At 69.1% G+C, this 26,620-nt stretch carries 19 protein-coding genes and 1 other RNA gene; 4 read left to right on the plus strand and 16 right to left on the minus strand.

Annotated elements, in window-relative coordinates:
• Window positions 1–9 precede the first annotated feature (9 nt).
• Complete coding sequence (gene surE / locus KB879_RS23785; RefSeq protein ID WP_013957231.1) at window positions 10–762, minus strand: 5'/3'-nucleotidase SurE; 753 nt, start codon at window positions 760–762, stop codon at window positions 10–12.
• Window positions 763–969: 207 nt separating this feature from the next.
• Here surE and KB879_RS23790 point away from each other — a divergent pair, with 207 nt between their 5' ends.
• Window positions 970–1,944: an NADPH:quinone oxidoreductase family protein gene (locus KB879_RS23790; RefSeq protein WP_010814246.1), complete on the plus strand. Its 975-nt coding sequence runs from the start codon at window positions 970–972 to the stop codon at window positions 1,942–1,944.
• A gap of 196 nt (window positions 1,945–2,140) precedes the next feature.
• Here KB879_RS23790 and KB879_RS23795 read toward each other — a convergent pair whose 3' ends face one another.
• Window positions 2,141–3,199, minus strand: coding sequence for a porin (locus tag KB879_RS23795; RefSeq protein WP_153953635.1), 1,059 nt, complete (start codon window positions 3,197–3,199; stop codon window positions 2,141–2,143).
• 220 nt (window positions 3,200–3,419) lie between these two features.
• Between KB879_RS23795 and KB879_RS23800 the strand changes: the two genes are divergently transcribed.
• Both KB879_RS23800 and KB879_RS23805 read left to right on the plus strand, forming a co-directional pair.
• Complete coding sequence (locus tag KB879_RS23800) at window positions 3,420–4,094, plus strand: response regulator (RefSeq protein ID WP_013957233.1); 675 nt, start codon at window positions 3,420–3,422, stop codon at window positions 4,092–4,094.
• Window positions 4,091–5,503 (plus strand): sensor histidine kinase, encoded by a 1,413-nt coding sequence (locus tag KB879_RS23805; RefSeq protein WP_211979881.1) that lies wholly within the window; start codon window positions 4,091–4,093, stop codon window positions 5,501–5,503. The genes KB879_RS23800 and KB879_RS23805 overlap by 4 nt, the downstream gene beginning before the upstream one ends.
• Before the next feature lie 62 nt (window positions 5,504–5,565).
• Here the strand turns inward: KB879_RS23805 and KB879_RS23810 are convergent, their stop codons facing one another.
• From KB879_RS23810 to KB879_RS23860, 11 genes are all read right to left on the minus strand, one after another.
• Window positions 5,566–6,357 carry an ABC transporter permease gene (locus KB879_RS23810; protein WP_013957235.1) on the minus strand — a complete coding sequence of 264 codons (792 nt, stop codon included), beginning with the start codon at window positions 6,355–6,357 and terminating at the stop codon, window positions 5,566–5,568.
• A gap of 32 nt (window positions 6,358–6,389) precedes the next feature.
• Window positions 6,390–7,202 carry an ABC transporter ATP-binding protein gene (locus KB879_RS23815; RefSeq protein ID WP_013957236.1) on the minus strand — a complete coding sequence of 271 codons (813 nt, stop codon included), beginning with the start codon at window positions 7,200–7,202 and terminating at the stop codon, window positions 6,390–6,392.
• A gap of 133 nt (window positions 7,203–7,335) precedes the next feature.
• Window positions 7,336–8,379, minus strand: coding sequence for an ABC transporter substrate-binding protein (locus KB879_RS23820; protein ID WP_013957237.1), 1,044 nt, complete (start codon window positions 8,377–8,379; stop codon window positions 7,336–7,338).
• A gap of 180 nt (window positions 8,380–8,559) precedes the next feature.
• Window positions 8,560–9,576: a tripartite tricarboxylate transporter substrate binding protein gene (locus tag KB879_RS23825; protein ID WP_211979882.1), complete on the minus strand. Its 1,017-nt coding sequence runs from the start codon at window positions 9,574–9,576 to the stop codon at window positions 8,560–8,562.
• A 48-nt stretch (window positions 9,577–9,624) separates the two neighbouring features.
• Complete coding sequence (locus KB879_RS23830) at window positions 9,625–10,593, minus strand: hydroxymethylglutaryl-CoA lyase (RefSeq protein ID WP_211979883.1); 969 nt, start codon at window positions 10,591–10,593, stop codon at window positions 9,625–9,627.
• Entirely contained in the window at window positions 10,590–11,786 is a 1,197-nt protein-coding gene (locus KB879_RS23835) for a CaiB/BaiF CoA-transferase family protein (RefSeq protein WP_013957240.1), read from the minus strand. The genes KB879_RS23830 and KB879_RS23835 overlap by 4 nt, the downstream gene beginning before the upstream one ends.
• Window positions 11,787–11,963: 177 nt before the next feature.
• On the minus strand, window positions 11,964–12,869 hold the full coding sequence (locus tag KB879_RS23840) for a LysR substrate-binding domain-containing protein (protein WP_013957241.1): 906 nt from the start codon (window positions 12,867–12,869) through the stop codon (window positions 11,964–11,966).
• Window positions 12,870–12,945: 76 nt separating this feature from the next.
• Window positions 12,946–13,560 carry a recombination mediator RecR gene (recR, locus tag KB879_RS23845; protein WP_013957242.1) on the minus strand — a complete coding sequence of 205 codons (615 nt, stop codon included), beginning with the start codon at window positions 13,558–13,560 and terminating at the stop codon, window positions 12,946–12,948.
• A gap of 8 nt (window positions 13,561–13,568) precedes the next feature.
• Complete coding sequence (locus KB879_RS23850) at window positions 13,569–13,901, minus strand: YbaB/EbfC family nucleoid-associated protein (protein WP_013957243.1); 333 nt, start codon at window positions 13,899–13,901, stop codon at window positions 13,569–13,571.
• A 69-nt stretch (window positions 13,902–13,970) separates the two neighbouring features.
• On the minus strand, window positions 13,971–16,307 hold the full coding sequence (locus KB879_RS23855) for a DNA polymerase III subunit gamma/tau (protein ID WP_211979884.1): 2,337 nt from the start codon (window positions 16,305–16,307) through the stop codon (window positions 13,971–13,973).
• A 120-nt stretch (window positions 16,308–16,427) separates the two neighbouring features.
• The gene (locus tag KB879_RS23860) at window positions 16,428–18,911 is read right to left on the minus strand and encodes an adenosylcobalamin-dependent ribonucleoside-diphosphate reductase (RefSeq protein WP_153953637.1); all 2,484 of its coding nucleotides are present in this window, start codon (window positions 18,909–18,911) and stop codon (window positions 16,428–16,430) included.
• 167 nt (window positions 18,912–19,078) lie between these two features.
• Here KB879_RS23860 and ffs point away from each other — a divergent pair.
• Window positions 19,079–19,177: signal recognition particle sRNA small type (gene ffs, locus KB879_RS23865), an RNA gene on the plus strand.
• A gap of 160 nt (window positions 19,178–19,337) precedes the next feature.
• Here the strand turns inward: ffs and KB879_RS23870 are convergent.
• The 3 genes from KB879_RS23870 to KB879_RS23880 form a co-directional block, all read right to left on the minus strand.
• Complete coding sequence (locus KB879_RS23870) at window positions 19,338–22,958, minus strand: exodeoxyribonuclease V subunit beta (protein WP_211979885.1); 3,621 nt, start codon at window positions 22,956–22,958, stop codon at window positions 19,338–19,340.
• On the minus strand, window positions 22,955–25,822 hold the full coding sequence (locus tag KB879_RS23875; RefSeq protein ID WP_211979886.1) for a PD-(D/E)XK nuclease family protein: 2,868 nt from the start codon (window positions 25,820–25,822) through the stop codon (window positions 22,955–22,957). The genes KB879_RS23870 and KB879_RS23875 overlap by 4 nt, the downstream gene beginning before the upstream one ends.
• A gap of 138 nt (window positions 25,823–25,960) precedes the next feature.
• On the minus strand, window positions 25,961–26,233 hold the full coding sequence (locus tag KB879_RS23880; protein ID WP_211979887.1) for a hypothetical protein: 273 nt from the start codon (window positions 26,231–26,233) through the stop codon (window positions 25,961–25,963).
• Window positions 26,234–26,620: the final 387 nt, after the last annotated feature.

Below are 26,620 nucleotides of genomic sequence, written 5' to 3' on the forward strand. Positions count from 1 at the left end.
ATCGGTGGCCTACTTCAACCACTGGTCGAGCGCGTCGAGCTGCCCGCGGTGCGTCAGGTCGAGCTGCAACGGCGTGAGCGAGACGTAGCCCGCCGCAGTTGCATGGAAATCGGTGCCCTCGCTGGCATCGCGCGCATCGCCCGCCGGGCCGATCCAGTAGTTGGTGTCGCCGCGCGGATTGACCTGCGTGATCACCGGCTGCGACGGATGACGCTTGCCCAGGCGCGTGGCGCGGTAGCCCTTGATATGTTCGAACGGCAGGTTCGGGATATTGACGTTGAGCAGGAACGGCTCGGCCGGCGGCGTGCCGATGATGCGCTCCACCACGGTGCGCGCCACGCGTGCCGCGGCGTCCAGGTGCTCCCAGCCCTTGTCCACCTGCGAGAAGGCGATCGACGGAATGCCCAGCAGGTAGCCCTCGATGGCGGCGGCGACGGTGCCGGAGTACAGCACGTCTTCGCCCATGTTCTGTCCCTGGTTGATGCCGGACACCACCAGGTCGGGTTTTTCTTCCAGCAGGCCCGTCAGCGCGATATGCACGCAATCGGTCGGCGTTCCGTTGACGAAGCGAAAACCTTTTTGCACGCCTTCGCGCGCTTCGTAGATCGACAGCGGCCGCTGCAGGGTCAGGGAGTTGGAGGCACCGCTATGGTTCTGCTCCGGCGCGATGACCGTGATCCGGCCCAGCGGCGCGAGCGCGGCATGCAAAACGGCCAGTCCCGGCGCGAGATAACCGTCGTCGTTGGCGAGAAGGATATGCATGGCGCGATTGTACCTGAGCGCGCGCGCGCAAGCGGCCCGCGCGCCGCCCTGAAAGCACGTTTCTGGCGCTGTATGCAGGCCGCAAATAACCACCTCCATCGCTTGGGCATGGAACAGAACGACCGTGCTATTTCTGCGCTACACTTGCCCTGCCCGCCCGCATAAGCTTGACTGGCGTGAAATGCCACCAACATCACCGGAGACAAGATGAAAGCCGTACTGTGCAAAGCCTGGGGCCCGCCCGATTCGCTGACCATCGAAACCCTGCCCGACCTGGTGCCGGCCAAGGGCGAAGTGGTCATCGACGTCAAGGCGGCCGCCGTCAACTTCCCGGATGTGCTCATCATCCAGAACAAATACCAGGCCAAGCCTGCCCTGCCGTTCAGCCCGGGCTCGGAGCTGGCCGGCGTGGTCAATGCGGTAGGCGAAGGCGTCACCCACGTCAAGCCGGGCGATAAGGTGATCGCCTACCTGGGCAACGGCGCGTTCGCCAGCCAGGCCAAGGCGCCGGCGGCGTCGGTGGTGCCGATGCCGCCCGGCATCGACTTCGAGACCGCGGCGGCTTTCACGCTGACCTACGGCACCTCGCACCACGCGGTCATCGACCGGGGCGAGCTGAAGGCCGGCCAGACCATGCTGGTGCTGGGCGCGGCCGGCGGCGTGGGCCTGGCGGCGATCGAGATCGGCAAGGCCATCGGCGCGCGCGTGATCGCCGCCGCCTCGACCGACGAGAAACTGGCGGTGTGCAAGGAGCATGGCGCCGATGCGCTGATCAACTACAGCACCGAAGACCTGCGCGAGCGCATCAAGGCACTGACCGACGGCAAGGGCCCGGACGTGATCTACGACCCGGTGGGCGGCATCTATGCCGAACCGGCCTTCCGTTCGATCGGCTGGCGCGGCCGCTACCTGGTGGTGGGATTTGCCAATGGCGAGATCCCAAAGCTGCCGCTGAACCTGGCGCTGCTCAAGGGTGCGTCGCTGGTGGGCGTGTTCTGGGGCGACTTCGTTCGGCGCGAGCCCAAGGCCAACCAGGCCAATATGGCGCAGATGCTGGGCTGGATGAAGGAAGGCAAGATCCGCCCGCATATCTCGGCGCGCTATCCGCTGGAGCAGGCCCCGCAGGCGCTCAAGGACATGGAAGCGCGCAAGGTCACTGGCAAGATCGTGATCGTGCCCTGAGCGGCACGCACGCCGGCGGCGCGCCCTGCCCGCCGGTAAAAGAGGGGCGCAAGGCGTGCGGCTACGCCCTGCGCCCGGCTGAGGCAACGTGCCTCAAGCTGCCAGCCGCCCTGGATGGCGCACACCCATGCGCCAGGCGGCGGGCAGTTCCCAACAGGCCGGTGCGGCCATTCAGGCCACTCAGGCCGCCCCTTCCTCAGAAGCGATGCTGCAGGCCGGCCATGACGCCGGTCTGGTTGTTGGCGAAGCCGACCAGGTCGCGCGAGACGCTGACGTTCTGCCCGTTGCGCGCATCGGCATAGCCCACCGACAGGTAGGCCGCCGTGCGCTTGGACAGCGCGTACTGGCCGCGCAGCGAGAACAGGATCGGGTCGGCATTGTTGCCGCCCTTGATGTTCTGCTTGTAGACCGCACCGTACAGCGTGAAGGCCGGCGTGAAGTCATAGCTGGCGCCGCCCCAGTACATGTCGCTGCGGTCCGTTGCCGCGCCGGTGGTGAAGGTGCGCTTGTAGTTGCGGTAGCCGGCAAACAGCTTCAGGTCGCCGAAATCATAGCTGGCGCCGGCATGGATGCCCTGGATGTAGTCGGTGCTGTCGGCCGGCGTGGTGCTGCTGCCGGCGCCGTTCTGGCGGTCCCAGGTGGCGGCCGCGGCAAAGTTGCCGGCGCTGTAGCCCACCCCCAGCGCGTACTTGGACGAGCTCTTGAAGTCCCCCGCCACTTCGCCCATGGCCACGGTCGCGCCCAGCTTCAGGCCGCCGAAGCTGCCGTCATAGCGGACCGCGTTCGAGGCGCGCGAGAACAGGCCGTCCTTGCGGCCGCCGGTCGCGGTCGATGAGGTGGCCCACGAATAGGCTGGCGCGTAGCCCATCGGGTCGAACGGCAGCATGAAGTCGTAGGTCGTGGTGAAGGTGCGGCCCAGCACCACCTGGCCGTAGCGGCTTGCCAGGCCCACCGTGGCACGGCGGTCGAACAGCGTGTTGTCGGTGTCCAGCTTGCCGGTGTCGATGGCGATGCCGCTTTCCAGGGCGAAGATCGCCTTCAGGCCGCCGCCCAGGTCTTCGCTGCCGCGGATGCCCCAGCGCGAGGTGTTCTTGCCGCCCGAGGTCAGCTTGACCGCCGAGCCGTCCGGGCCCGCGTGGCTGACATATTCGATGCCGGCGTCCACCAGGCCATACATGGTCACGCTCGATTGGGCGGATGCCGACCCGGCTGCAGCCAGACCCATCGCTGCAAATGCCATTGCCGTACGCTTCATGCTATCTCCTTGCTTGTGCTTGTTGTGTGAATCGTTAGCCGGCCAGATGGTAGGGGACGCGCACTTTCAGTTCGCTTTCGGAATGCAGGCTTTTCGCAGGCGCGGCGCCGCAGCGGGGTTGGTGGTTTCCCTAGCTTCTAAGCCGGCACACTTCCCTGTATCTGTCTGGCCTCGGCCGTTCCGGCCGTTTTTCCGTATTGCCGCCTGACTGCCCTGCCCCATGCGTATCCTGCTTGCCGAAGACAATGTGATGCTGGCCAATTCCCTGAGCCAGGCCCTGGGCCAGGCCGGCTTCACGGTCGACTGCATGCACGACGGCCGCAGCGCCGACAACCTGCTCAGCACGCAGGACTACGCGCTGCTGATCCTGGACCTGGGCCTGCCCGGACTGGATGGCCTGGAAGTGCTGCGCCGCCTGCGCCAGCGCCGCAACCCGCTGCCGGTGCTGATCCTGACCGCGCACGGCTCAGTCGAAGACCGCGTGCGCGGCCTGGACCTGGGCGCCGACGACTACCTGGCCAAGCCCTTCGACCTGTCCGAACTGGAAGCGCGCGCCCGCGCGCTGATCCGCCGTGCTCACGGGCATGAGAGCACGCAGATCGCCTGCGGCCCGCTGCACTACGACAGCGTCAGCCGTGCCGTCCTGCTGCACGGCGAGCTGCTCCCGCTGACCGGGCGCGAGCGCGCCGTGTTGGAGGTGCTGCTGCTGCGCGATGGCCGCGCGGTGAACAAGGCGGCGCTGTCGGAGAAGATCTTCGGCATCGACGAATCGGTCAACCCGGATGCGATCGAGATCTACGTGCACCGGCTGCGCAAGAAGCTCGACGGCAGCGGCGTGGCCATCGTCACGCTGCGCGGGCTGGGCTACCTGCTCGAAGCGCGGCCGGTGGCATGAAGCGCCCACGACAGGCGCCCAGCCTGCGCCTGCAGCTGTCGCTATGGCTGCTGCTGCCGCTGATGGGCCTGCTCGCCTTCGATGCGTGGCTGACCTATGAGCGCGCCATGTCGGCCGCGCATATCGCCTTCGACCGCACGCTGGAGGCGTCGCTGCGCGCGATGCGCGAAGGCATCCGCCTGCGCGAGGGGCGGCTCCAGGTCGACGTGCCCAACCTGGCACTGGAACTCTTCGACGACCAGGCCGGCCCGCGCATCTTCTACCGCATCCGCGACGAGGACGGTGCCACCGTGACCGGCTACGACGACCTGCCGATGCCGGCCGAGGCACCGCTGCGGCTGTACCGCACCGAGTTCTACGACACCGTCTTCCGCGAGCACCCGCTGCGCATGGCGGCCCAGGCGCTGCCGGTGCACGACGTGGGCTCGGCACGCACGCGGCTGGTGTGGGTGCTGGTGGGCGAGACCATCGAGCCGCGCCAGCTGCTGGCGCGCGACATCCTGATCGGCTCGCTGCTGCAGGAACTGATGCTGGTGACGCTGGCGCTGGGCATCGTCTGGCTCGGCGTGCGGCGCGGGCTGCGGCCGCTGAACCGGCTGTCGGACACGGTGGCGCGACGCGGCACGCAGCTCGACCCGATCGAGCAGAAGGACCTGCCCGCCGAGATGAAACCGCTGGTGCAGGCGCTGAACCAGTACATGGACCGGCTCCACGGCATGGTGCAGGCGCGCAAGCGCTTCTTCGCCGATGCCGCGCACCAGCTCAAGACGCCGCTGGCGATCATCCAGGCGCAGTCCGAGCTGGCGCTGCGCGAGCGCGACGGCGAACGCGTGCGCGAGCATATGCGGGTGCTGCACGGCACCGTGCGCCATGCCTCCAAGGGCGTGCAGCAGCTGCTGTCGCTGTCGCGACTGGAGCCTGATGCGGGTTATATGCCCAAGCTCAGGCCGCTGCGACTCGATGCGCTGGCGCAAGGCGTGGCACTGGACTGGGCGCCGGTGGCGCGTGGCAGCGAGGTCGACCTGGGCTTCGAGCAGGAAGAGCCGGTGGAGGTCGCCGGGCAGGCCGAGCTGCTGCAGGAATTGACGGGCAACCTGATCGACAATGCGATCCGCTATGCGGGACATGGCGCAGTGGTCACGGTGCGCGTGGCGCTGGACGGCGGCGTGCCGTGGCTGCAGGTGATCGATAACGGCCCCGGCATCGCGCCGGCAGAGCGCGATGCGGTGTTCCGGCGCTTCTATCGCGGCGAGAGCGGGCGGGACGTGGAAGGCACCGGGCTGGGGCTGTCGATCGTGCGCGAGATCGCGCGGCTGCATGGTGCAGCGGTGGTGCTGGGGGATACGCCGGGAGGCGGGCTGACCGTATCGGTCTGCTTTGATACGCCTGAGGCAGGCGCCGCAGACTGAGCGCTGCCGGCAAAGCAAAAGGGCGGCCGCAGCCGCCCTTCCCTTCGCTTCGGCACTTCAGTTCAAAGCTTCTCCGTCTCCCCGCTCTGCGGCTGCCACTTCATCAGCCGCTTCTCACCCCTGCCGACCATCCAGTCCAGCACCAGCGCAAACGCCGTCAGCACCACGATGCCGGCAAACACGGTATTGATGTCGAAGGTGCCTTCGGCCTGCAGGATCAGGTAGCCAACGCCGCGCGCCGAGCCCAGGTATTCGCCCACCACCGCGCCCACGAAGGCCAGGCCCACCGAGGTATGCAACGACGAGAACACCCAGCTGGTGGCGCTGGGCAGGTAGACATGGCGCAGCAGCTGCTTCTGGTTGGCGCCCAGCATGCGCGCGTTGGCCAGCACCACCGGGCTCACTTCCTTGACGCCCTGGTAGACGTTGAAGAAGACGATAAAGAACACCAGCGTCACCGCCAGCGCCACCTTCGACCAGATGCCCAGGCCGAACCAGACCGCGAAGATCGGTGCCAGGATCACGCGCGGCATCGAATTCATGGCCTTGACGTAGGGGTCGAGGATGGCGGAGGTCAGCGGGCTCAGCGCCAGCCACAGGCCCACGCCCAGCCCCGCCACCGTGCCGATGCCGAAGGCCAGCACGGTTTCGATCAGCGTTACGCCCAGGTGCAGGTAGATATCGCGCTCGACGATAAACCAGCTCCAGATGCGCTGCGCCACCATCAGCGGCTCACCAAAGAAAAAGGCAACCTGCTGCGAGCGCGTGGCCATATGCCACACGCCGAGGATCACTACTAGGACGAGCAGCTGCCAGACGCGCAGCATGCCCTTGGAGTCGTTACGGAATGCCATCGTGAATTCAGGTCTTGTTGTGATGGGAAGGCTCAGGCCACCTTGAGCTGCTGGGCATAGCCCTTGAGCACTTCTTCGCGCAGCACGTCCCAGATCGCGGCGTGCAGTTCGACAAAGCGCGGATGGTTGCGGATCTCGGCCACGTCGCGCGGGCGCGGCAGGTCGATGGCAAACTCGCCGATCGGGTGTGTGCCCGGGCCGGCCGACAGCACCACCACGCGGTCGCTCATGGCAATGGCCTCGTCCAGGTCGTGGGTGATGAAGAGCACGGCCTTGCGCTTGGCGGCCCACAGCTCCAGCACCTCGTTCTCCATCAGCTGGCGGGTCTGGATATCCAGCGCCGAGAACGGTTCGTCCATCAGGATGATGTCCGGGTCCAGCACCAGCGTCTGCGCCAGCGCGACACGCTTACGCATGCCGCCCGAGAGCTGGTGCGGGTAGCGGTCGCCAAAGCCGCCGAGGCCCACGCGGCGCAGCCATTCCTCGCCCTGCTGCACGGCCTCGGCGCGCGCCACGCCGCGGAACTCCAGGCCGGCGACGACGTTATCCAGCGCGCTGCGCCAGGGCATCAGCGCCTCGGTCTGGAACATATAGCCGGCGCGCCGGTTGATGCCGCGCAGGGGTTCGCCGAACACGCGCACCTCGCCGCTGGAGGGTTCCAGCAGGCCGGCGCCAACGTTCAGCAACGTGGACTTGCCGCAGCCGGTGGGGCCGACCACGGAGACGAATTCGCCGGGCTGGATCGACAGCGTGACGTCCTGGACCGCGGTATAGCGCTGGCTGCGGTCATCGCGCGAGACAAAGGTGCAGGTGACCTTGTCGAGGGAAAGTGCGGGAGTGCTCATGGTGAACCGTCTCGGTCCCGCCGTGGCGGCGCCGGGGGGCGCGGTGCGGGCGGGTGATGATGGATTGGCCGTCAAGGTTTCAAAGCAAAGGCCCGCTGCGGACAGCGGGCCGATGGCATCGACGGCGAGGGTCTTACTTGTACTTGGCGTTGGCCTTCTGCACGAAAGCGTTGGTGTAGGTCTCTTCCAGCTTGACCGGCTTGCCCTTGAGCTCGGCGTCGAACTGGCTCAGCGCGTTGAACGCGGTGCGCGGGCCGTCGGCCGGCATGGTGCCGTCCGGCGAGATCGCTTCCTTGACCTTGTCCCACGCGGCCAGGTACAGCGCGCGGTCACCCAGCAGGTAGCTTTCCGGCACGGTCTTGACGATGTCCGACGGGCCCGCCTTCTGCAGCCACTTGAGCGCGCGCACCATGGCATTGGTCAGCGCCTGCGTGGTGTTGGGGTTCTGCTGGATAAACGCCTGCGACGCATACAGGCAGCCCGACGGCATGTTGCCGCCGAACACGGCCTGGGTGTCCTTGAGCGTACGGGTGTCCGAGGCGATGCGCACTTCGTTCTTCTGCGTCAGCATCGACACCACCGGGTCCAGGTTGGCCATCGCATCGATCTGGCCCGAACGCATCGCCGCCACCGCGCCGGCGCTGGCGCCCACACCGATGAACGACACGTCGGACGGCTTCAGTCCGGCCTTGGCCAGCACGAAGTTGGCCATCATGTTGGTCGACGAGCCCGGCGCGGTCACGCCGATCTTCTTGCCCTTCAGGTCGGCGATCGACTTGAAGTTGGGCATGGTCTTGTTCGACACCACCAGCACGATCTGCGGGGCGCGGCCCTGCAGCACGAATTCCTGGTAGCGCTGGCCCTTGGCCTGCAGGTTGATGGTGTGCTCGTAGGCGCCCGAGACCACGTCGGCGCTGCCGCCCACCACGGCCTGCAGCGCCTTGGCGCCGCCGGCGAAGTCGACAATCTCGACGTCCAGCCCTTCTTCCTTGAAGTAGCCGAGGCGCTCGGCAATGGTCAGCGGCAGGTAGTAGAACAGGTTCTTGCCGCCCACCGCGATGGTGACCTTGGTCTTCTCGGGCTTGCCCTGCGCCTGCGCCTGGCCGAAGGTGAACCAGCCGGCCAGGAACAGCGCCAGCGCGATCAGGAATTGCTTCCAGAATTTTTTGTTATACATGCGAGATCTCCTACCCGTGTGGACTGGCGCTGCGGCAACATGCGCTCGAAGGGGGCGCGCCGCGGTGCGGCAAATTGCGATGCTACCGGACGGTGCGATGCACCGCATCGGTATCAACACCTAGCAAACCCGCCAGCTTAGCGCCCTTACCTTTCGATCACCTTGCCTCAGCCCTCGCCATCATTCCGCGTGGATGTCGGCGGACTTGATCACCTTGCCCCAGCGCGCCAGCTCCGCCTTCTGGTACTGCCCCAGTTGCTGCGGGTTCATGTACTTGGCCTCGGCGCCCAGGTCCTCGGCCTTCTTGCGGAAGGCTTCGGTGCGCATGATCTTCTCGATCTCGCCGGTCAGCTTGTCGATCACCGGCTTGGGCGTGCCGGCCGGCGCGTACATCGCAAACCACGACGACACGTCCAGGTCGGGGTAGCCAGCCTCGGGCGCCGACGGCACGTCCTTCAGGCTGGGCAGGCGGGTCTTGCTGGTCACTACCAGCGGACGCAGCTTGCCGGCGGCGATATGGGCCATCAGCGGCGGCGGCGTGGTGATGGTCAGGTCCACCGAGCCGCCCAGCAGGTCGGTCATGGCCGGGCCGGTGCCCTTGTAGGGCACGTGCGTGATTCTCGTGCCGGCCATCTGGTTCAGCAGCTCGGTCGAGACGTGCTGCAGCGAGCCGTTGCCCGACGAGGCGTAGTTGAGCTTGTCCGGATTGGCCTTGGCGTAGGCCACCAGTTCCTTCAGCGACTTGACCGGCAGGCTCGGACGCACCACCAGCACCTGCGGCGCCGACAGGATATTAGCCACCGGCGCAAAGTCCTTGACCGGGTCCCACGACAGGTTCTTGACCAGCAGCGGCGTGATCACGTGGAAGCCCGAGTACTGCAGCATCAGCGTGTAGCCGTCCGGCTTGGCCCGCGCCACCAGTTGCGCGGCGATGCTGCCGTTGCCGCCGGGACGGTTGTCCACCACCACCGGCTGGCCGAGCGCCTTGGACAGCGGTTCCGCAATCATGCGCGCCGCGATGTCGGTGGTGCCACCGGCCGCGGCCGATACCACCAGCGTCACCGGACGGGTGGGATAGGTACCGTGCTGCGCCAGGGCGACAGGCGCGAACCATGCCACACCGAGTGCCGCCAGCGTGGCGGCTACGGCCTTGCGCCGTGCGGGCATGGCGGACTTGCGTTGAAGGGCTTGCTTCATGAGGGTCTCCGTTATCTGTTGGATGTGTTGTTTTTGTCTGGGTGCCGGCTATGCCTGCCCGGCGAAATGCTCTGCCATCCAGGCCGGCGGCTGGTGCGTGCGCAGGCGCGGGCCGGCGCTCAGCAGCTGGCTGTGGATGTCGCGCCCGACCAGCGCCGGCATGCCGGCTACCACGTCGAGCAGCGCGCCCAGGTCGACGCCGGTCTCGACGCCCATGCAGTCGAACATATGGACCAGGTCTTCGGTGCTGACGTTGCCGCTGGCACCGGGGGCGTAAGGGCAGCCGCCCAGGCCGCCGGCGGCCGCGTCGAAGCGCGTCACGCCGGTCTGCCAGGCTGCCAGGGCATTGGCCAGGCCCATGCCGCGGGTGTTGTGCAGGTGGATGGTCAGGCCGGTATCGGGCAGCGTGGCCTGGAAGGCCTCGCACAGCGCCGCGACCTGGTTCGGGTAGGCCATGCCGGTGGTGTCGCACAGCGTGATGCCGGCCGCGCCGGCCTCGGCAAAGCGGGTGGCCAGTGCCATCACCGCGCCGGTATCGACCTCGCCCTCGAACGGGCAGCCGAACACCGTCGACAGCGACACGTTGACCGGCACACCGGCGGCGCCCGCCGCCTCGATCATCGCCAGCAATTGCGCTTGCGACTGCTCGCGCGTCATGCGCAGGTTGGCGCGATTGTGCGTCTCGCTGGCCGACATCACCAGGTTGACCTCATCCGGCTGGCACGACAGCGCACGCTCCAGCCCGCGCAGGTTGGGCACCAGCGCGGTATAGCGCACGCCCGGGTGGCGCCGCATGCGGTGCATCAGTGTCTCGGCGTCGGCCAGCGCCGGGATGGCGCGGGCCGAGGTGAACGACGTGGCTTCGATGCGGGCAAAGCCGCAGGCCGACAGCGCGTCGAGGAAGGCGACCTTGGCGTCGGTCGGCACCACCACCGGCTCGATCTGCAGGCCGTCGCGCGGCGCGACTTCATTGATCTCGACGCGTGCCGGGCCGCGCAGGTTGGCGGCGGCGCTCATGCGATCACCTTGCGCGCGCGCAGGTCGGCGATGGCGGCGTCATCGAAGCCAGCCTGCTTCAGCACCGCATCGGTATGCTCGCCCAGCGTCGGCGCGCGGTCATGGATTTCCCCCGGGCTGGCCGACAGCTTGGGCACTACGCCCGGCACTTCCACCGTGAGCCCGCCGGCCGAGGTCACCGACTCGATCACGCCACGGGCGCGGTAGTGCGGGTCTTCGGCGATGTCCTTGACGGTATAGATGCGGCCAGACGGCACCTGCGCGTCGCGCAGCACCGCCAGCGCCGAGTCCACCGTCTGCGTGCGGGTCCAGTCCGCGATGGCGGCATCGATTTCGTCCACGCGCTTCACGCGGCCATCGTTCTGCGCCAGCGCCGGATCGTCGGCCAGGTCGGGCCGGCCGATGGCCAGCATCATGCGCTTGAAGATGGCGTCGCCATTGGCCGCCACCAGCACGTATTCGCCGCTGGCGCAGGGGTAGGCATTGGACGGCGCGATCCCCGGCAACGCGCCGCCAGCGGGCTGGCGCACCGCGCCGAAGGCCGAGTATTCCGGCAGCAGGCTTTCGCTCAGGTTGAACAGCGACTCGTACAGCGCCACGTCGATGACCTGGCCTTCGCCGCCGCGCGCGTCGCGCTGATACAGCGCCAGCAGCACGCCCATGGCGCCGTGCAGGCCGGCGATGGTGTCGCCCAGCGACAGCCCGGCGCGCACCGGCGCGCGGCCAGGCTCGCCGGTCAGGTGGCGCAGGCCGGCCATGGCTTCGGCCACGGCGGCAAAGCCGGGCTCATCCTTCTTCGGGCCGGTCTGGCCGTAGCCCGACACGCGCAGCATGATCAGGCGCGGGTTGTCGGCATGCAGCACATCCCAGCCCAGGCCCCACTTCTCCATGGTGCCAGGGCGGAAGTTCTCGATCAGCACGTCGGCCTCGGCGGCCAGCTTGCGCACCAGTGCCTGGCCTTCCGGCTGGCGCAGGTCGATGCAGATCGACTCCTTGTTGCGCGACTGGGCCTCCCACCAGACCGAGGTGCCTTCATGCAGCATGCGCCATTTGCGCAGCGGGTCGCCCTGCCCCGGCGGCTCCACCTTGATGATGTGGGCACCAAAGTCGGCCAGGGTCTTGGCGGCAAAGGGGCCGGCGATGAGTTGTCCGAGTTCGAGGACGCGAATGCCCTCGAGGATCTGTTGCGCCATGGGGTGTCTCCGTGCGATGCGGTGTTTTGTTGCAGTGCGGCAAGCCCAATGACTGGCTTGTCATACATTGCGTTCGAACGGAGTGTGCCCCAGCAGGGGCCCACCAGGAATCGGCAATCGGAGAAGCGGGCTTTCTCGGAACGCGAAAGGCTCCGGAGGCGCCTCAGCACAGGGGCGTCAGAACGGCGCCCGGTCCCCGCACAGGTGGCTGATCAGCAGCCGCGCCGACACCGTCAGCCCGGCCGGGTCGCGCAGCCCGATCAGCAGCGAGCGGCGCGCCCAGGCGTCCTGCAGCGACACCAGCGACAGCCCCATCGACTTGACATGCGGCTCGGCCGCGATGCGCGGCAGCACGCCCACGCCCAGGCCGGCCATCACCATGCGGCACATGGCATCGAAGCTGCGCACCTGGATGCGCAGCCGGAACGGCCGGTCCAGCCGGCTGCTCTCTTCCAGCAGGCGGGCGGCCAGCGAGGTTTCCTGCGGCAGGCTGACGAAGTCGAATTCCAGCGTATCGGCGTAGTGCACCGGGCCGCGCGCGGCCAGCGGATGGTTGGGCGGCGTGATGATGACCAGCTCGTCCTGCCGGTACTCGATCGTCATCAGCCCGGCCGCGGGGGTGCGGTCGGCAAAGATGCCCACGTCGGCGCGGTTCTCGATCAGCGCGGCGACGATGTCGCGGCTGTTCTGTTCTTCCAGCTCGATGCGGATGGTGGGATGGCGCTGCATGAACGACGCCAGGTCGTCGGGCAGGAACTGCGTGATCGCCGAAGTGTTGGCGCACACCCGCACCTGCCCGCGCACGCCCGAGGCGTAGTCCGACATCACGCCGGCCATGCGTTCGACGTCCTGCAGGATGGTCAGCGCATGGTGGAAGCAGGCCTGGCCGGCCTCGGTCAGCTGCACGCCGGCGGCATGGCGGAAGAACAGCGGCGCGCCGACCGCGGTTTCCAGGTCTGAGATGCGCTTGCTGGCGGCGGCCACGGCCAGGTGCGACTGGCGCGCGCCGGCCGAGATGCTGCCCTGCCGGGCCACGGCGACGAACAAGCCAAGCGTGACGAGATCGAAGCGGGCCAGGTTCATGGGGCAGGCAGGTAGGCGGAGGAATCCGGTGATCGGCGCGCGGGCACGTGGGCGTTCCGGCCCCGCGCGATCGGGCTCAGAGGTTGCGGCGGTCCATCACCGCGCGGGCGATGGTGCCGGCATCGACGTATTCCAACTCGCCGCCCACCGGCACGCCGCGCGCCAGGCGCGACACCTTGAGGCCGCGCGCCTTGAGCATTTCGCCGATGTAGTGCGCGGTGGCCTCGCCTTCGCTGGTGAAGTTGGTGGCGACGATGACCTCGCCGACCGGGCCGCCCAGCTCAGGCTCGGTGGCGCGCGCGAGCAGCCTGTCCAGGTGGATCTCGCGCGGGCCGATGCCATCCAGCGGCGAGAGCCGGCCCATCAGCACGAAGTACTTGCCGCGGTAGGTCAGGGTCTGCTCGATCATGACCTGGTCGGCCGGGGTTTCCACCACGCACAGCAGCGAGGCGTCGCGGCGGTCGTCCAGGCAGGTCGCGCAGATCTCCTGCTCGGTGAAGGTGTTGCAGCGCTGGCAATGGCGGATATGGTCCGCCGCGCCGCGCAGTGCATCGCCCAGCTTGCGCGCGCCCTCGCGGTCGTGCTGCAGCAGGTGGTAGGCCATGCGCTGGGCGGACTTGGGCCCGACGCCGGGCAGCACCCGCAGCGCTTCGACCAGTGCCTGCAGCGAGGTCGGGGACGATGCCTTCACAGTGGCGTTCAGAACGGCAGCTTGAAGCCCGGGGGCAGCGGCAGGCCCGAGGTCATCGAGCCCATCTTTTCCTGCGAGGTGGCTTCGGCCTTGCGCACGGCGTCATTGAAGGCGGCGGCGACCAGGTCTTCCAGCAGGTCCTTGTCTTCGCCCTCGGCCAGCAGGCTAGGGTCGATGGTGACGCGCTTGACGTCGTTCTTGCAGGTCATGACCACCTTGACGAGACCGGCGCCGGACTGGCCCTCGACCTCGATCAGGGCCAGCTGCTCCTGCATCTTCTTCATGTTTTCCTGCATCTGCTGGGCTTGCTTCATCAGCCCGGCGAGTTGACCTTTCATCATGATGGAATGCTCCTGGATTCGGTAAGAAATTCGGCAAAGTAGTTCGGTAAAGCAAACGCAGGCCGCGGATCAGGCGGCGCGCGGCTGGATCGAGCCCGGCACGATCTGGCCGCCAAAATCGCGCAGCAGGCCCTGTACAAAGGGATCGGCCTCGATCACTGCCTCGGCCTGGCGCTGGCGCTCGGCGCGCGCCTCGGCATCGGCGGCCGCCGCGGTGATGGAAACCCCGCCCACCTCGCAGACCACGCGCACCGGCACGCCAAAGTGGTCGCACAGCGCCTGCTGCAGCCGCTCGGACACGCCGTTCTCGCCCAGGGCCGCGACCGGGATGCGCAGGTGGAAGGTGCGCCCGACCACCTGGGTCAGTTCGCTCTGGTAGGCCAGCTGCTGTGCCAGGCCCTTCAAGGGCAGGCCAGCGGCCAGCACCGGCCATTCGCCGGTGAAGGCCGGCGGGGTGCCATCCTCGCCCGCCGCAGGCGGTCGCGGGGCGACGAATTTGGCGGACTCTGCCGGCGCCGTGGCTGACGGCACGGGAGCGGCCTCGCGCGCCGGCTCGGCCTCGCGCGCGGGTGCCCGGCCCGGCCGGGCCGGGCCGTTGCGCGGCGCGGCGGCAGGCGGTGCCGGTTCGTTGAAACCGCTGTCGCGGTAGCCAGGATCGCTGTCATAGGGGCCTATGACCGGCAGGTCAGGCGGCAGCTCTTCCCACGGCGGCACGTCGCTGCCACCCGCCAACTCCCAGGGCGGCACGGATTCCGGCTCCACCTGGCGCGCCGCGGGCTGCGCGGCGGGCCGTGCCGGCGCTGCCGGAGACTGGACTGGCGGCTGCATGGGCGCCTTCGCAACCGGTGCCGGCGGGCGGCTTACGGCTGCGGCGCCGGGCGCGCGCAAGGGTTGGGCCGGCGGGCGCTGCGCGGCAGCCGGCGCTGGCGGCATGGCCGGCGGCGGCGCCTTGCGGCCGCCACCACGAGCAGCGGAACCCTGGCGGGCAGCGGCCAGCGCGGCGGCGGCGGGCGACATGGCCCCGTTGCCGGCGGCTGCGGCCGGGCGCGCTGGCGCTGCTTCAGGGGATGCAGCAACTGTGGCAGGCGCTGCCGCAGCTTCGGCCATGGGCGCAGGCTGTACCGCCCGTGCGGGCACAGAGGCAGGGACAGGCGCCGCCGCAGTACCGGCATTGGCCTGCGCGGCGGCGTTGGCACCAGCCGCCGCATAGCGGGTATCAACGGGCGGGGCGGTCTCCAGCACGGCAGCGCCGCGCTGACGCGCAGGCGCGGCACCACCGCCCTGCCCTTGCGTCGTGGCGGGTTCAGACGACGGCCGGAACGCCAGCATGCGCAGCAGCGTCATGGTGAAGCCGGCGTACTCGTCCGGCGCGAGCGCCAGCTCGCTGCGGCCGAGGTTGGCGATCTGGTAGAACAGCTGCACTTCCTGCGCGTCGAACACGCCGGCCAGGCGCCGCACCTCATCGGCTTCGGGCCATTCGTCCTGCACCGAGGCCGGCACGGCCTGCGCCAGCGCCACCTTGTGCAGCAGCGAGCCCAGGTCCTGCAGCGCGCCGGCAAACGACAGGCTGCGGTCGGCCATGGCATCGGCAATCGCCAGCATGGCGGCGCCGTCCTCGGCGGCCAGCGCATCGAGCAGCTGCACCAGGTAGCCCTGGTCGATCGCGCCCAGCATGCCGCGCACCGCGTCTTCCGACACCTGGCCCGCGCTGTAGGCGATGGCTTGGTCGGTCAGAGACAGCGCGTCGCGCATCGAGCCGTGCGCGGCCTGGGCCAGTAGCCGCAGCGCGTTGCCGTCGTGGGCAATGCCTTCCTGCGCCAGGATATGGTCCAGGTGCGAGACGATATGCCCCGGCGGCATCTGCTTGAGGTTGAACTGCAGGCAGCGCGACAGCACCGTGACCGGGATCTTCTGCGGATCGGTGGTGGCGAGGATGAACTTGACGTGCCCGGGTGGCTCCTCCAGCGTCTTCAGCATGGCGTTGAAGGCGTGGTTGGTCAGCATGTGCACTTCGTCGATCATGTAGACCTTGAAGCGCCCGGAGGTCGGGGCGTAGACCGCCTTGTCCAGCAACTGCGCCATCTCGTCGACGCCGCGGTTGGAGGCGGCGTCCATCTCGATGTAGTCGACGAAGCGGCCGCTGTCGATCTCCTGGCAGGCCTTGCACTGCCCACACGGCTGGGCGGTGATGCCGCCGTTGCCGTCAGGGCCGATGCAGTTCAGGGCCTTGGCCAGGATCCGCGACAGCGTGGTCTTGCCGACCCCGCGCGTGCCGGTGAACAGGTAGGCATGGTGCAGCCGCTGCTGTTCCAGCGCGTGCGTGAGCGCGCGGACCACGTGCTCCTGGCCGACCAGCGTGGTGAAATCCCTGGGGCGCCATTTGCGCGCTAGAACTTGATAACTCATGGCGGCGATTGTAGCAAAAGGCGGCCCCCCTCCGGCCGCCGCCGCCCCGACCTCGCGGTCTTTATTCGCCACGCGCCGCGCGGGCCGGCTCCGGTGGCCGCAACCCGCCCGCGGCGGGGCTCAGCCGCACTCGCCCACGTAGCCGCAATTGGCGCATTTGGCGCAGCCGTCGACCTTGTGCAGGGCGTGCGCGCCACACTCCGGGCACGGCTTGCCGGTGCCGACACCGGGGGTGCCGGGGGCCCGGGCCTGGCTGGCGAGATCGGCCCCGGCATCCAGCGCCTGCCCCCCACCCTCGCGCTGGGCGAGCCTGGCGGCCAGCGCCGCTACCGGCACCTGGCCGCCCTCGGCATCCAGGAAGCCGCGCTTGATCAGGATGCGCTGCAGCGCGTAGCTGAGCGCGGCCACTTCGGAGTCATGGAAGCGCGGCACCTCGGTGCCGTCCTGGCGCACCAGCGTGCCGTAGCGCACCGTGCCCTTGTCCCACACCACGTTGCGCATGTCCGCCAGCGCCTTGGCCACCGAGCCGCCCGAGCGCGCCACCATCGACAACAGCCGCATGGTGGAGGTAATCCACTGCTGGCCCTCGCTGCGCTGCCCCGCCGGCATGAAGAACTCCACCGGACGCTCGATCTCCACCGGCTTTCCGTCGGCCACGCCGGCGACGCGCATGAAGTTGACGGTCAGGTAAACGGTCTTGTGGCCTTCGTAGGTCAGGTATTCGACCTTGGACGTCACCCCCTCCAGGTCGCCCACCGGCCGGCTGCCGAAGGGGCGCACCAACGGATTGTCGTCGGCCACGGCAGCGGGCGCCGCCGCCGGCGCCTCTACTGACAGCACGGCCCCCAGCACCGAATTGGGGCGATAGGTCGCCAGCCCCTTCAGGCCGGCCTTCCACGCCTCCAGGTACAGGTTGCGGAAGGCTTCGTACGGATAATCCTCTGGTACGTTGACGGTCTTGCTGATGCTGGTGTCGATATACGGCTGCACCGCCTCCAGCATCCGCATATGGTCCAGCGCCGACATCTGCAGCGCGGTGACGAAGGCGTCCGGCAACTGGGCCATGTCGGCCCCCATGTGACGGTAAAGCCGCCAGGCATGGTCCGCCACCTCGAAGCTGCGGTAGCTGTTGTCCGGCATCCGCTTCTTGCGGTTGTAGGTCCACGAGAAGGCGGGCTCGATGCCGTTGGAGGCATTATCGGCAAAGGCCAGCGTGATCGTGCCGGTGGGTGCGATCGACAGCAGGTGCGAATTGCGCAGCCCATTGCGCGCAATGGCATCGCGCAAGCGTTCGGGCAGCCGCCCGGCAAATCCGCTCTGCAGGTAGGCATTGGCATCGAACAAGGGGAAGGCGCCCTTCTCCACCGCCAGTTCGGTCGACGCCAGGTAGGCATCGTCGCGCATGCGTTCCGAGATCCGCGCCGCCAGTTGCCGCGCCGGCTCGGCGTCATAGCGCAGGCCCAGCATCACCAGCGCGCTGCCCAGCCCCAGGAAGCCCAGCCCGACGCGGCGCTTGGCGTGGGCCTCGGCCTGCTGTTCAGGCAACGGCCAGAAGGTCACGTCGAGCACGTTGTCGAGCATGCGCGTGGCCACGCGCACCACCTCGGCAAAGGCATCGAAATCGAATTCGGCCTGCGGCGAGAACGGCTGGCGCACGAAGCGCGTCAGGTTGATCGAGCCCAGGCAGCAGCAGCCATAGGACGGCAGCGGCTGCTCGGCGCAGGGGTTGGTGGCCTCGATGCGCTCGCAGTAATAAAGGTTGTTGTCGGCGTTGATCTGCGACAGGAACAGGATGCCCGGCTCGGCATGGTCGTAGGTGGCCTGCATGACCTGGTCCCACAGGTTGCGCGCCGGCACACGCCGGTACACCCACTGGCCGTCGTCGCGGCGATAGGCGCCCGCGGCGATCATGTCGGCGCCCGGCTCGGCCTCATGCACCAGTTCGACCTCGCCGTCGGCCTGCACGGCCTGCATGAAGGCGTCAGTGACGCCGATGGAGATATTGAAGTTGCTGAGGTCGCCCTTGTCCTTGGCGTGGATAAAGCTCTCGATATCGGGATGGTCGCAGCGCAGCACGCCCATCTGCGCACCGCGGCGCGCGCCGGCGGATTCCACGGTGGCGCAGGATGCGTCGAACACCTTCATGAACGACACCGGCCCCGAGGCGCGCGAATGCGTGGCCCGCACAAGCGCGCCGGCGGGGCGGATCGCGGAGAAGTCATAGCCCACGCCGCCGCCGCGGCGCATGGTCTCGGCGGCCTGCGCCACCGCCGTGTAGATGCTGGGGCGGCCCTCGCGCGGCTCCGACACCGAATCGCCCACCGGCTGCACGAAGCAGTTGATCAGCGTGGCCTGGATGCCGGTGCCCGCCGCCGAATTGATGCGCCCGGCCGGCACGAAGCCGTTTTCCTGCGCCCACAGGAAGCGCGCGCTCCAGGCCTCGCGCTGGTCCTCGGGTTCGGCCTGCGCCAGCGCGCGCGCCACGCGTTGCCTGACATCGGCAATGCTGCGCTCTTCGCCCTTGGCGTATTTCTCGATCAGGACTTCGGTGGAGATTTCCTGCGGCGCCAGGGCGCCGCGAATGATCTGGTCGTTTGCGTTCATGTATTGGCTCACCACGGTCTGGGTCGGTGAATGGTCGGGCCGCCGCGGCCCGCGTTCCCTGCGCCAGATCAAGCCGACGCATTTGCCGCGGGCAATGACCCACCATTGCAAAGGGCATTCAACGCAATTTCTCCGCGGTATCGCGGTCTGGGGTACAATGCCGCTCGGACGGGCCTCCTCGCATGGTGGCGCGGTCAACCTGGTCAGGTCGGGAACGAAGCAGCCACAGCCGTTTTCCGCCAGTGCCGAGGGTCAGGCTCGTCCACCTCCCACCCCATCCTGCCGTACCCCTCCCGCTATATCCGCACGCACGAGTCGCTTGCAGCGCAGTCCCTGTCACTTTAGTACAGCCGAGCCGCGATCGCGCGCGCCGCACACCCCATTTTGCGCCGATTCTGGCACCCTGTCCGGGTGCCACGCCAGCCGTCAGAACAGCGAGCCCTGCTGCGGCATCGGCGGCGCCAGGCGCTCGGCGGGAATCCATTCGCCGTCTGCAGTGGCCACGCCGGCCTCGATACGCTTGCCCGGGAACATCGGCGCAATCGCGGCCGCATAGCGGCCCAGTTGCGCGCGGTAGGCGGCATGCTCCTGCGGCAGGAGCCGCAGCTTGTAGTCGACGATCACCACGCGGTCGTCGAATTCCACCAGCCGGTCGATACGCAGCAGCCGGCCGCGCGCGTCATAGAGTTCGACTTCATTGCGCGCGCTGCGGACGTCCCCTGCCCCCAGCAACGGCGCCAGCGCCGGTGCGCGCAGCATCGCAGCCACCGCCTCCAGCGCTTCTGCCACCTGTTGCCGCCACGCCTGCCGTGCCGGCCCGGTGTGCGCGCCCGTCAGCGGGAACCAGCGCAATACGGTGTCGATCCCCGGCACGCCGGCAAAGGCGTCGGGATAGCGCGTCAGGCGTTCCAGCAAGGCATGCACCAGCTCGCCGTGGCGGGCGGCCGCGGCGTTGAAGACGATGCCGTCGGACTCGTCTTCGGCTTCTGCCTCGCCCTCTTCTTCAAACCCGATCTCCTGGCGCGCATCCACTGCATCGCGATAGCGCAGCCGGAAGTCGGTAAAGCGCACCGGCTCGCTCAGGCGCGCGGGCATCGGGGCCTGGTCCTGCGCATCGGCCAGCTCGCCCGGATAGGCCGGCACCATCTCGCCAACGCCTGCAGCCTGCAGCCGCACATACCAGCTGCCGGCGATCTCTGCATTGCCCTCGCCCGAACCGCTGCGGTTGGCCCGGCCCTTGACCCCGCTGACCAGCAGGCCCTGCTGCGCGCGCGTCATGGCCACGTACAGCAGGTTCCAGTTCTCGCGCTCGCCCAGCGCCGCCTCCGACTCGAACATCGGCGCCCGCGCCAGCCCGCGCTCGCTGCGCTTACCGTAGGCGGAGAAATGCCGAGGCACCGGCGACGACGGCGGCCAGTCGACCAGGATGCCGCCCCGGTCCGCGGCCGGCTCGCTGTGATTGGCATCGAGCAGCACCACGAACGGCGCCTCCAGGCCCTTGGCTGCATGCACGGTCAGGATATGGACTGCGTCGAGGCCGGCAAACGCCGGATCGTCCTCGGCCGGCTCCACGTCTTCGGCGCTCTCGCCCATGCCGCCTTCGTCGGGGCTTTCGCCCTCATCCCCGCGGCGGATTTCCTGCAGCTCGTCGATAAACTTCGGCAGGCTCGGATAGCGCCCGCCGTCGAGGTCCAGCGACAGCTTCAGGAAGGCATCGAGGTTGGCCAGCACCTGTTCGCGGATATCCGGCGGCGCGGCCTCGGCATAGCGGCGCCGCACTTCGCCGCCGTGGAAGATCTGGTCGATCAGGTCATGCACCGGCTGGTGCGGCGCGACGCGCAGCCACTGGCGCAAGCGCTGCACGCCTTCGCGCAGCGCATCGGATACGTGTTCGGGCAGGCCGCCTGACTCGATGCGTGCCCACCAGCTGCCCTCGCCTTCGATCCGGGCCAGCGCCAGCAGGTCGTCGTCAGTCGCCCCCACCAGCGGGCTCTTCAGCACGTGCGCGAGATCCAGGTCCGATTCCGGCGTCATCAGGAACGCCAGCAACGCTGACAGGTCCAGCGCCTCGAGCGTGGCCAGCAGGCCGCCGCGGCGCGGGCTCAGGCACGGGATGCCGGCCTCGCGCAGCGCGCGCTCATAGTCAGCCAGATGGGTCTTGCGGCGCACCAGCAGATGCATGTCGCTCCAGCGTGCGGGGCGCTGCTCGCCGCCTTCATGGACCGGCACGGTGTCGCGCACCAGGCGCAGCCACGCGGCCACGCGCCGGCCTTCTTCCAGGCGCAGCGAATCGCCGGCCTGCCGGCGAGGTTGCAGCAGCGTGTCGCGATGGGCCGAGGCGGCTTGCGCCGGTTCGTCTTCGGCGGCGCCGTCCACGGCTTCAGCGGCCTTGTCGTCGGCCTTGTCCTCGGGCTCCACCAGCGGCAGCAGCCAGACCGGTCCGTTGCCGCCGGCCAGTGCCGTGGTCTGGGTCGCGTACAGCGGATAGCGGCCCTCGGCGCGCGCGCTGTCGAACACGGCGTTGACCCAGTCCAGCACTTCGGCACGGTTGCGCCGGGTGCGGTTGGTGCGCAGCACGGTGGCGCCGAACGCATCGCGCAGCATCTCGCCGGCCGCGCCGAACAACCGTGCATCGGCGCGCCGGAAGCGGTAGATCGACTGCTTGGGATCGCCCACCAGGAACACCGTCGGCCGCTCGCCCAGGCCCGCGTAGCCGGCCAGCCAGCCCTGCAGGATGCGCCACTGCAGCGGGTTGGTGTCCTGGAACTCGTCGAGCAGCAGATGGCGGTAACGCGCGTCGAGCCGCACCTGCAGGTAGGTGGCGGTCTCTTCGTCCGACATCAGGCGCGCGGCCTGCCATTCCAGGTCAGCGAAGTCCATCGCGCGCTGCTCGTCCTTGTGCCGCTGGTAGCGCGTCAGCAAGGCATCGCCGATGCAGAACAGCGCTCGGTTGATCGCCAGCACCGCAGCTTCGCAACAACGCGCGCTGATGTCGTCAAGCATGGCGCAGATCGATGCATGCTCGTCCAGCAACGCATCGACCATGCCTTCGCCGCCGGCGGCCTTGACCAGCGCCGCGGTGCGCCGCAGCGAACGCGGGCCGCCGGTGGTGGTGAAGAACGCGGCGCGCAACTGCGCGAACACCCGTTCGGCGGGCTTGCCGGGCGCCGCGCCCGCTTCGCGCCACGCGGTGATCGCCATCAGCGCATCGGTGATGCGGGCGGCGTGGGTCTGCTCGGTCTTGCCGGCCGCGCCCAGGCGCAGCGCCAGCGACTCGCAGGCATCGCGCCAGCCTTCGTCGGCCAGCGCCTGCAGCAGCACGTCCCCCTGGGCGTCTTCGCCCAGGCAGTCGGACAGCGCCTGCAGCGGGTCGCCGCCCTCCTGCATCGCCCACCATTCGCTGCGGGCATGGAACATCGCGTCCAGCAGCGCGCGTGCCTGGAAGTCGCCCACGGTATCGACCAGCGTTTCCCAGGCTTCGCGCAAATCGGTGTATTGCGGCGTCGCCAGCGCGCGCCAGACCGGGGCCCAGGCTTCGCGCTTCATGCGCAGCGCATCTTCGCGCAGCGCCGCGCCCGGCACGATGCCGGAGGCCAGCGGTGCACCACGCAGCAGCGTGCCGAACCAGCCGTGGAAGGTATCGATGGCCATGCGCCCGGGCGCGGCCAGCACCTGCGCGTGCAGGCGCCGCGCACGCGGCAGCGCCTCACGCGCGGCGTCGGGCGTCAGGCCACGCTGCACCAGCGCGGCGATCACGTCGTCGTCGCTGTCGCGCGACAGCTGTGCCAGCACTTCCAGCAGGCGGTCGCGCATTTCTTCGGCGGCCTTGCGCGTGAAGGTGATGGCCAGGATCTCGTGCGGCGCGGCACCGGCCAGCAGCAAGCGCACCAGCCGCGCCACCAGCAGCCAGGTCTTGCCGCTCCCGGCGCAGGCTTCCACCACGACGGAGCGTGCCGGATCGCAGGCGGCGCGCGTGAACTCGGCCTCGGAGACGGGCTCGCCGTCGCGCTGGTAAGGCTGGACGTGGTGCGGATCGTGAGGCGTCATGATGTCAGCGCCGGCACGGCGGTGGATTCCCAGAAGCCCTTGCGGCACAGGCCGCGGGCAGTGCAATACAGGCAGGCGGAGGCATCGCCGAAGGCCGGCAGCCTGGCGCCCTGGCGCAGGCGCATGACGTCGTCGCGCATCTGCCGTTCCAGCCAGATGACGGCGGCTTCGAAATCGGGCAGGCCGACTTCGCGCTGCGCCGCCGGTGCGCCCTCGCGCGCGCCTTCGAGCGATACCCAACTGCCTGCTGCCGCATCGGCGCGCAGCAGGCCGTAGAACGGCAGCTGGCAGTCTTCCTCGACCTCGGCCAGCTTGCGCTTGAGGCGGGTGGCGCTCTGCGTCTTGTAGTCGAGCACGGCATGCGCCCCGCCCGGGCCCTGGTCAAGCCGGTCGATGCGCCCCGTCAGGCGCAGCGGCTGGCCGTCGGGCATCGGCAGGTCCATGCCGGCGTCGAGCTCGCCGCCGCGCCAGAACCAGCCCTCGGCCTCGCGCGCGGATTGCCAGGCGACGTACGACGGCATCACCTCGCGCCAGCGCCGGTAGTAGGCAATGGCATTGCCGTCCTCGGCCATCAGCGCGCCGAACACGTCATCGGAAATCTCGGCCAGGCGGGCCAGGCGCTGGTCTTCGGCCAGCGTCTCGCCGCGCTCGCGGCGCGCCTGCAGGTCCTTGTGGTAGCGCAGCAGCACGTGGTGCAGGTGTTCGCCGATCTCGCGTTTTTCCAGCTCGTCGCTGACTGTCTCCAGCCCGGCCAGGCCCAGCATGCGGCCGGCGAAGAACTGGTAGGGGCAGCGGCGCAGCATGTTGTAGGCCTGCGCGCTCCAGCGCACCGGCACCAGCGCGGGCTCTGCCGCCGGCGCCGGCATGCCCTGCGGATCGGCAAAGGTCTCGTGCGCCTGCGGTGCGGCGACGGCTTCGATGCTGACGCCCGCGCGCGCGCAGCACGCCGCCAGCCGCTCGATCCAGCCCGACACATGATGCGGCTCGCCGCGGCTGCCGTAGCGTTGCCAGGTCAGCACCACGTCGTCGTTGTTCAGCAGCACCTCGGCCAGGTCGCGCGCCTGTTGCGCAAAGCGGGCCTCGCGGTCTTCCAGGTCCAGCTCGCGCCGCATCTGGTTGGAGAAGAACATCAGCTCGGCGGCGCTGGAGGGCAGTTGCGCGTCATCGCAGCCGACGATCACCACGCCCTCGAAGCGGCGCATGCGCGCGCCGTTCAGCGGCAGGATGGTGATGCGCGCCGGGCCGCTGGCCGAGGGCTCCTTGTAGGCGACCGATTCCAGCAGCGCCGACAGCATCGCGCGGAATTCACCCTGCGACAGCGTGGCATGGCCGCCGGTCTCGTCCAGCGGCAACTCCTGCAGCCGCGCCAGTGCATCGAGCAGCTGGCTGCCGGCATCGTCCGCGGCCAGCGCCGCGCGCATGCCGAGGCCGTCGAGCATGCCGTCGAGCCGTTCCAGCCAGGTTGCCAGCGGATGCTGCGCCAGGCCGCGCGGCCAGCGCGCGGCTTCGTCGGCGAGCACGGCGATGAGCGCGTGCGCGGCGCGGCGCGGCGCTTCAGCGGCATCCTCATCTTCCGCGGCAGCTTGCTGCGCGTCGGTCGGTGCGTGACCGAACAGCTGACGCAGGCGCGCCCAGCCGCCGGTGATGCCCTCGCGCCGCACTTGGCGCTCAAGCAGCGCGATGGCCACGCCGCGCCCGGCAGCGTCCGGCAGGCAAAATGGGCTCTTGAGCAGGTCCAGCAGCGCGGCGGTGTCGCCATCGCGCACCAGCAGGTCGAACCAGCGCATCAGCGCGGCGGCGGCGCGCGTGGTGGAAAGCTTCCAGCCGGTCTCGTCGCGCACCGGTGCGCCGGCGCGCGCCAGCAAGGCGCGGGCGCGCCGCGCCACCACGCGGTCGTGCGCGACCAGCGCCACCTGGCGGCGGCCTTCATTGAGCCACTGCACCAGTTGCGCGGCTGCCGCGGCGGCTTCATCCTCGAAGCGCGCGCTGCCGACCACGCGGATCGCCGGACGCTGCGGCGGCAGCGCAGGCATGGCCGGCGGAGGGGCGACGCCTTCGGCATCGTCGGCGATCCTCGCTTCCGGCCACAGCGCCAGCAGCGTCTGGTACCAGTCGGCATCGCTCTCGCCCTGCCCGGTCCAGTCATAGCCGACCTGCAGCACCGGCACCAGCTCGGCGGCATCGCGCAGGAACGCGGCCTCAAGCGGCGTGGGCGGGGTCGGGGCAATCCATATCACCGGGCCGCGCAGCTGCTGCGACAGCTCGCGCAAGGCGCGGCGCCGCGCCGGCAGCGGATCGTCCGGGCCGGACAGCGCCTGCCAGAATGCCAGCACGATGCGCGCCTCTTCGCCGAGGAAGCGCTCAGACAGATGCGAATAGGTCCGTTCCAGCGCGCCCTGCAGCAGACCGGCGCGATCGTCGCCGTCGATCTCGTCATCGTCGCGGATGGCGGCGTCTTCGAGCCAGCGCGCGTTGAGCTCGTCGCAGATCGACAGCAGCGTCTGCGACAGGCCCCATGCGGCGGTCTCGTTCTGGGCGCCGAAGGCGCGGCGCAGCCAGTCCTGCCCGCGCACCGCCTGCTGCACGGCCAGCAGGCGTGCGGCAGGGCTGCGCACCGGGGCGCCCTCTGGCGGCAGGTCGAGCAGCCAGTGGCCCAGCGTCAGCACGCGCGGTAGCAGCCGCGGGCGGCCCGCCGCGCGGGCGGCGGCGTCCAGTGCCTGGCGCACGCCTGGGATCTGCGCGGCGGTGGGCACCACCACGTGCGCGCCCGCCTCCGGCGCGCCGCAGCGGTCGAGGAAATACCAGGCAGCAGTGGCCGCCTGGTCGAGGAAATCAGGGCCAGGGCGAAAACGTAGCGACGTCATGGGCGCGTGGGGCACAGCCCGGAATGGCTGCGCGAACTGCGTCGGTCGGCGAAAGCGTCAGGATGCAACGGAAACAATACGGGCGCCGCCGGCCTGAGCGGCTGGCGGCAAGTGCGATGCGGGACAGGCGGAGCCGGCTCAGTCCGAACCGCTTTCCAGCCTGGCGCGGATCTCGCGCGCGGTCTCGAGCAGGCCCTCATAGCCGGAGCGCGCATGCTCGGGCAGGTTCGGGTCGCCCACCAGGGTACCGAGGGTCTCGATGATGCTGTAGACCAAGCCGCGTGCGGCACCGCTGGCGATGCTGTTGGTCTCCACGGCGCTGCTGATATGGTCCAGCGCATCGCTCAGGTGGTCCACGTCCGGCGCCTGGCCGGGCTCGGGCTGCGAAGGCTTGCGGGGATCGGTGTTCATGTCGATGACCTAGTCAGTGGCGCAGGATGCAAGATTGGCCCGCTGGCGCCGCCCGCGAACCGCTTTCTATTCTACGCGCACGCCACTCGCATCCGGCACCCGCGACGCACGCATAAGTGCATTTTATGACACACCCTTTCGTGTGCCGCGAGCGATTGCCCGAATCTCTCGGCGCCATAGAAAATAAGCATTTCAATGAATCCCCCGATTGCAGCAGAATCATTTCCGTGCCGGCGCCCTTTCGAGTGTTGCCAGGCCGGTCTTGAAAATCGGCAAACTGGTAACATATCGGCAGCACCGGGCGCGGCAGCGGCCCCCACAGCCTGTTTGCGGCTGCGGAGGCGGCCCGACGGGTCCGCGCAATCTCGTGTAAGGTAACGGTTCGGC

Source organism: Cupriavidus sp. KK10, assembly GCF_018223725.1.
Taxonomy (GTDB): domain Bacteria; phylum Pseudomonadota; class Gammaproteobacteria; order Burkholderiales; family Burkholderiaceae; genus Cupriavidus; species Cupriavidus necator.

What these genes read in the sequence shown, in the direction of transcription:
- KB879_RS23880 (WP_211979887.1), bottom strand. Translation starts at nt 26,233, where the DNA reads ATGAACACCGATCCCCGCAAGCCTTCGCAGCCCGAGCCCGGCCAGGCG.
- KB879_RS23790 (WP_010814246.1), top strand. Translation starts at nt 970, where the DNA reads ATGAAAGCCGTACTGTGCAAAGCCTGGGGCCCGCCCGATTCGCTGACC.
- KB879_RS23855 (WP_211979884.1), bottom strand. Translation starts at nt 16,307, where the DNA reads ATGAGTTATCAAGTTCTAGCGCGCAAATGGCGCCCCAGGGATTTCACC.
- KB879_RS23815 (WP_013957236.1), bottom strand. Translation starts at nt 7,202, where the DNA reads ATGAGCACTCCCGCACTTTCCCTCGACAAGGTCACCTGCACCTTTGTC.
- KB879_RS23860 (WP_153953637.1), bottom strand. Translation starts at nt 18,911, where the DNA reads ATGAACGCAAACGACCAGATCATTCGCGGCGCCCTGGCGCCGCAGGAA.
- KB879_RS23820 (WP_013957237.1), bottom strand. Translation starts at nt 8,379, where the DNA reads ATGTATAACAAAAAATTCTGGAAGCAATTCCTGATCGCGCTGGCGCTG.
- KB879_RS23830 (WP_211979883.1), bottom strand. Translation starts at nt 10,593, where the DNA reads ATGAGCGCCGCCGCCAACCTGCGCGGCCCGGCACGCGTCGAGATCAAT.
- KB879_RS23810 (WP_013957235.1), bottom strand. Translation starts at nt 6,357, where the DNA reads ATGGCATTCCGTAACGACTCCAAGGGCATGCTGCGCGTCTGGCAGCTG.
- KB879_RS23800 (WP_013957233.1), top strand. Translation starts at nt 3,420, where the DNA reads ATGCGTATCCTGCTTGCCGAAGACAATGTGATGCTGGCCAATTCCCTG.
- KB879_RS23875 (WP_211979886.1), bottom strand. Translation starts at nt 25,822, where the DNA reads ATGACGTCGCTACGTTTTCGCCCTGGCCCTGATTTCCTCGACCAGGCG.
- KB879_RS23795 (WP_153953635.1), bottom strand. Translation starts at nt 3,199, where the DNA reads ATGAAGCGTACGGCAATGGCATTTGCAGCGATGGGTCTGGCTGCAGCC.
- KB879_RS23825 (WP_211979882.1), bottom strand. Translation starts at nt 9,576, where the DNA reads ATGAAGCAAGCCCTTCAACGCAAGTCCGCCATGCCCGCACGGCGCAAG.
- KB879_RS23805 (WP_211979881.1), top strand. Translation starts at nt 4,091, where the DNA reads ATGAAGCGCCCACGACAGGCGCCCAGCCTGCGCCTGCAGCTGTCGCTA.
- KB879_RS23840 (WP_013957241.1), bottom strand. Translation starts at nt 12,869, where the DNA reads ATGAACCTGGCCCGCTTCGATCTCGTCACGCTTGGCTTGTTCGTCGCC.
- KB879_RS23835 (WP_013957240.1), bottom strand. Translation starts at nt 11,786, where the DNA reads ATGGCGCAACAGATCCTCGAGGGCATTCGCGTCCTCGAACTCGGACAA.
- KB879_RS23870 (WP_211979885.1), bottom strand. Translation starts at nt 22,958, where the DNA reads ATGACGCCTCACGATCCGCACCACGTCCAGCCTTACCAGCGCGACGGC.
- surE (WP_013957231.1), bottom strand. Translation starts at nt 762, where the DNA reads ATGCATATCCTTCTCGCCAACGACGACGGTTATCTCGCGCCGGGACTG.
- KB879_RS23850 (WP_013957243.1), bottom strand. Translation starts at nt 13,901, where the DNA reads ATGATGAAAGGTCAACTCGCCGGGCTGATGAAGCAAGCCCAGCAGATG.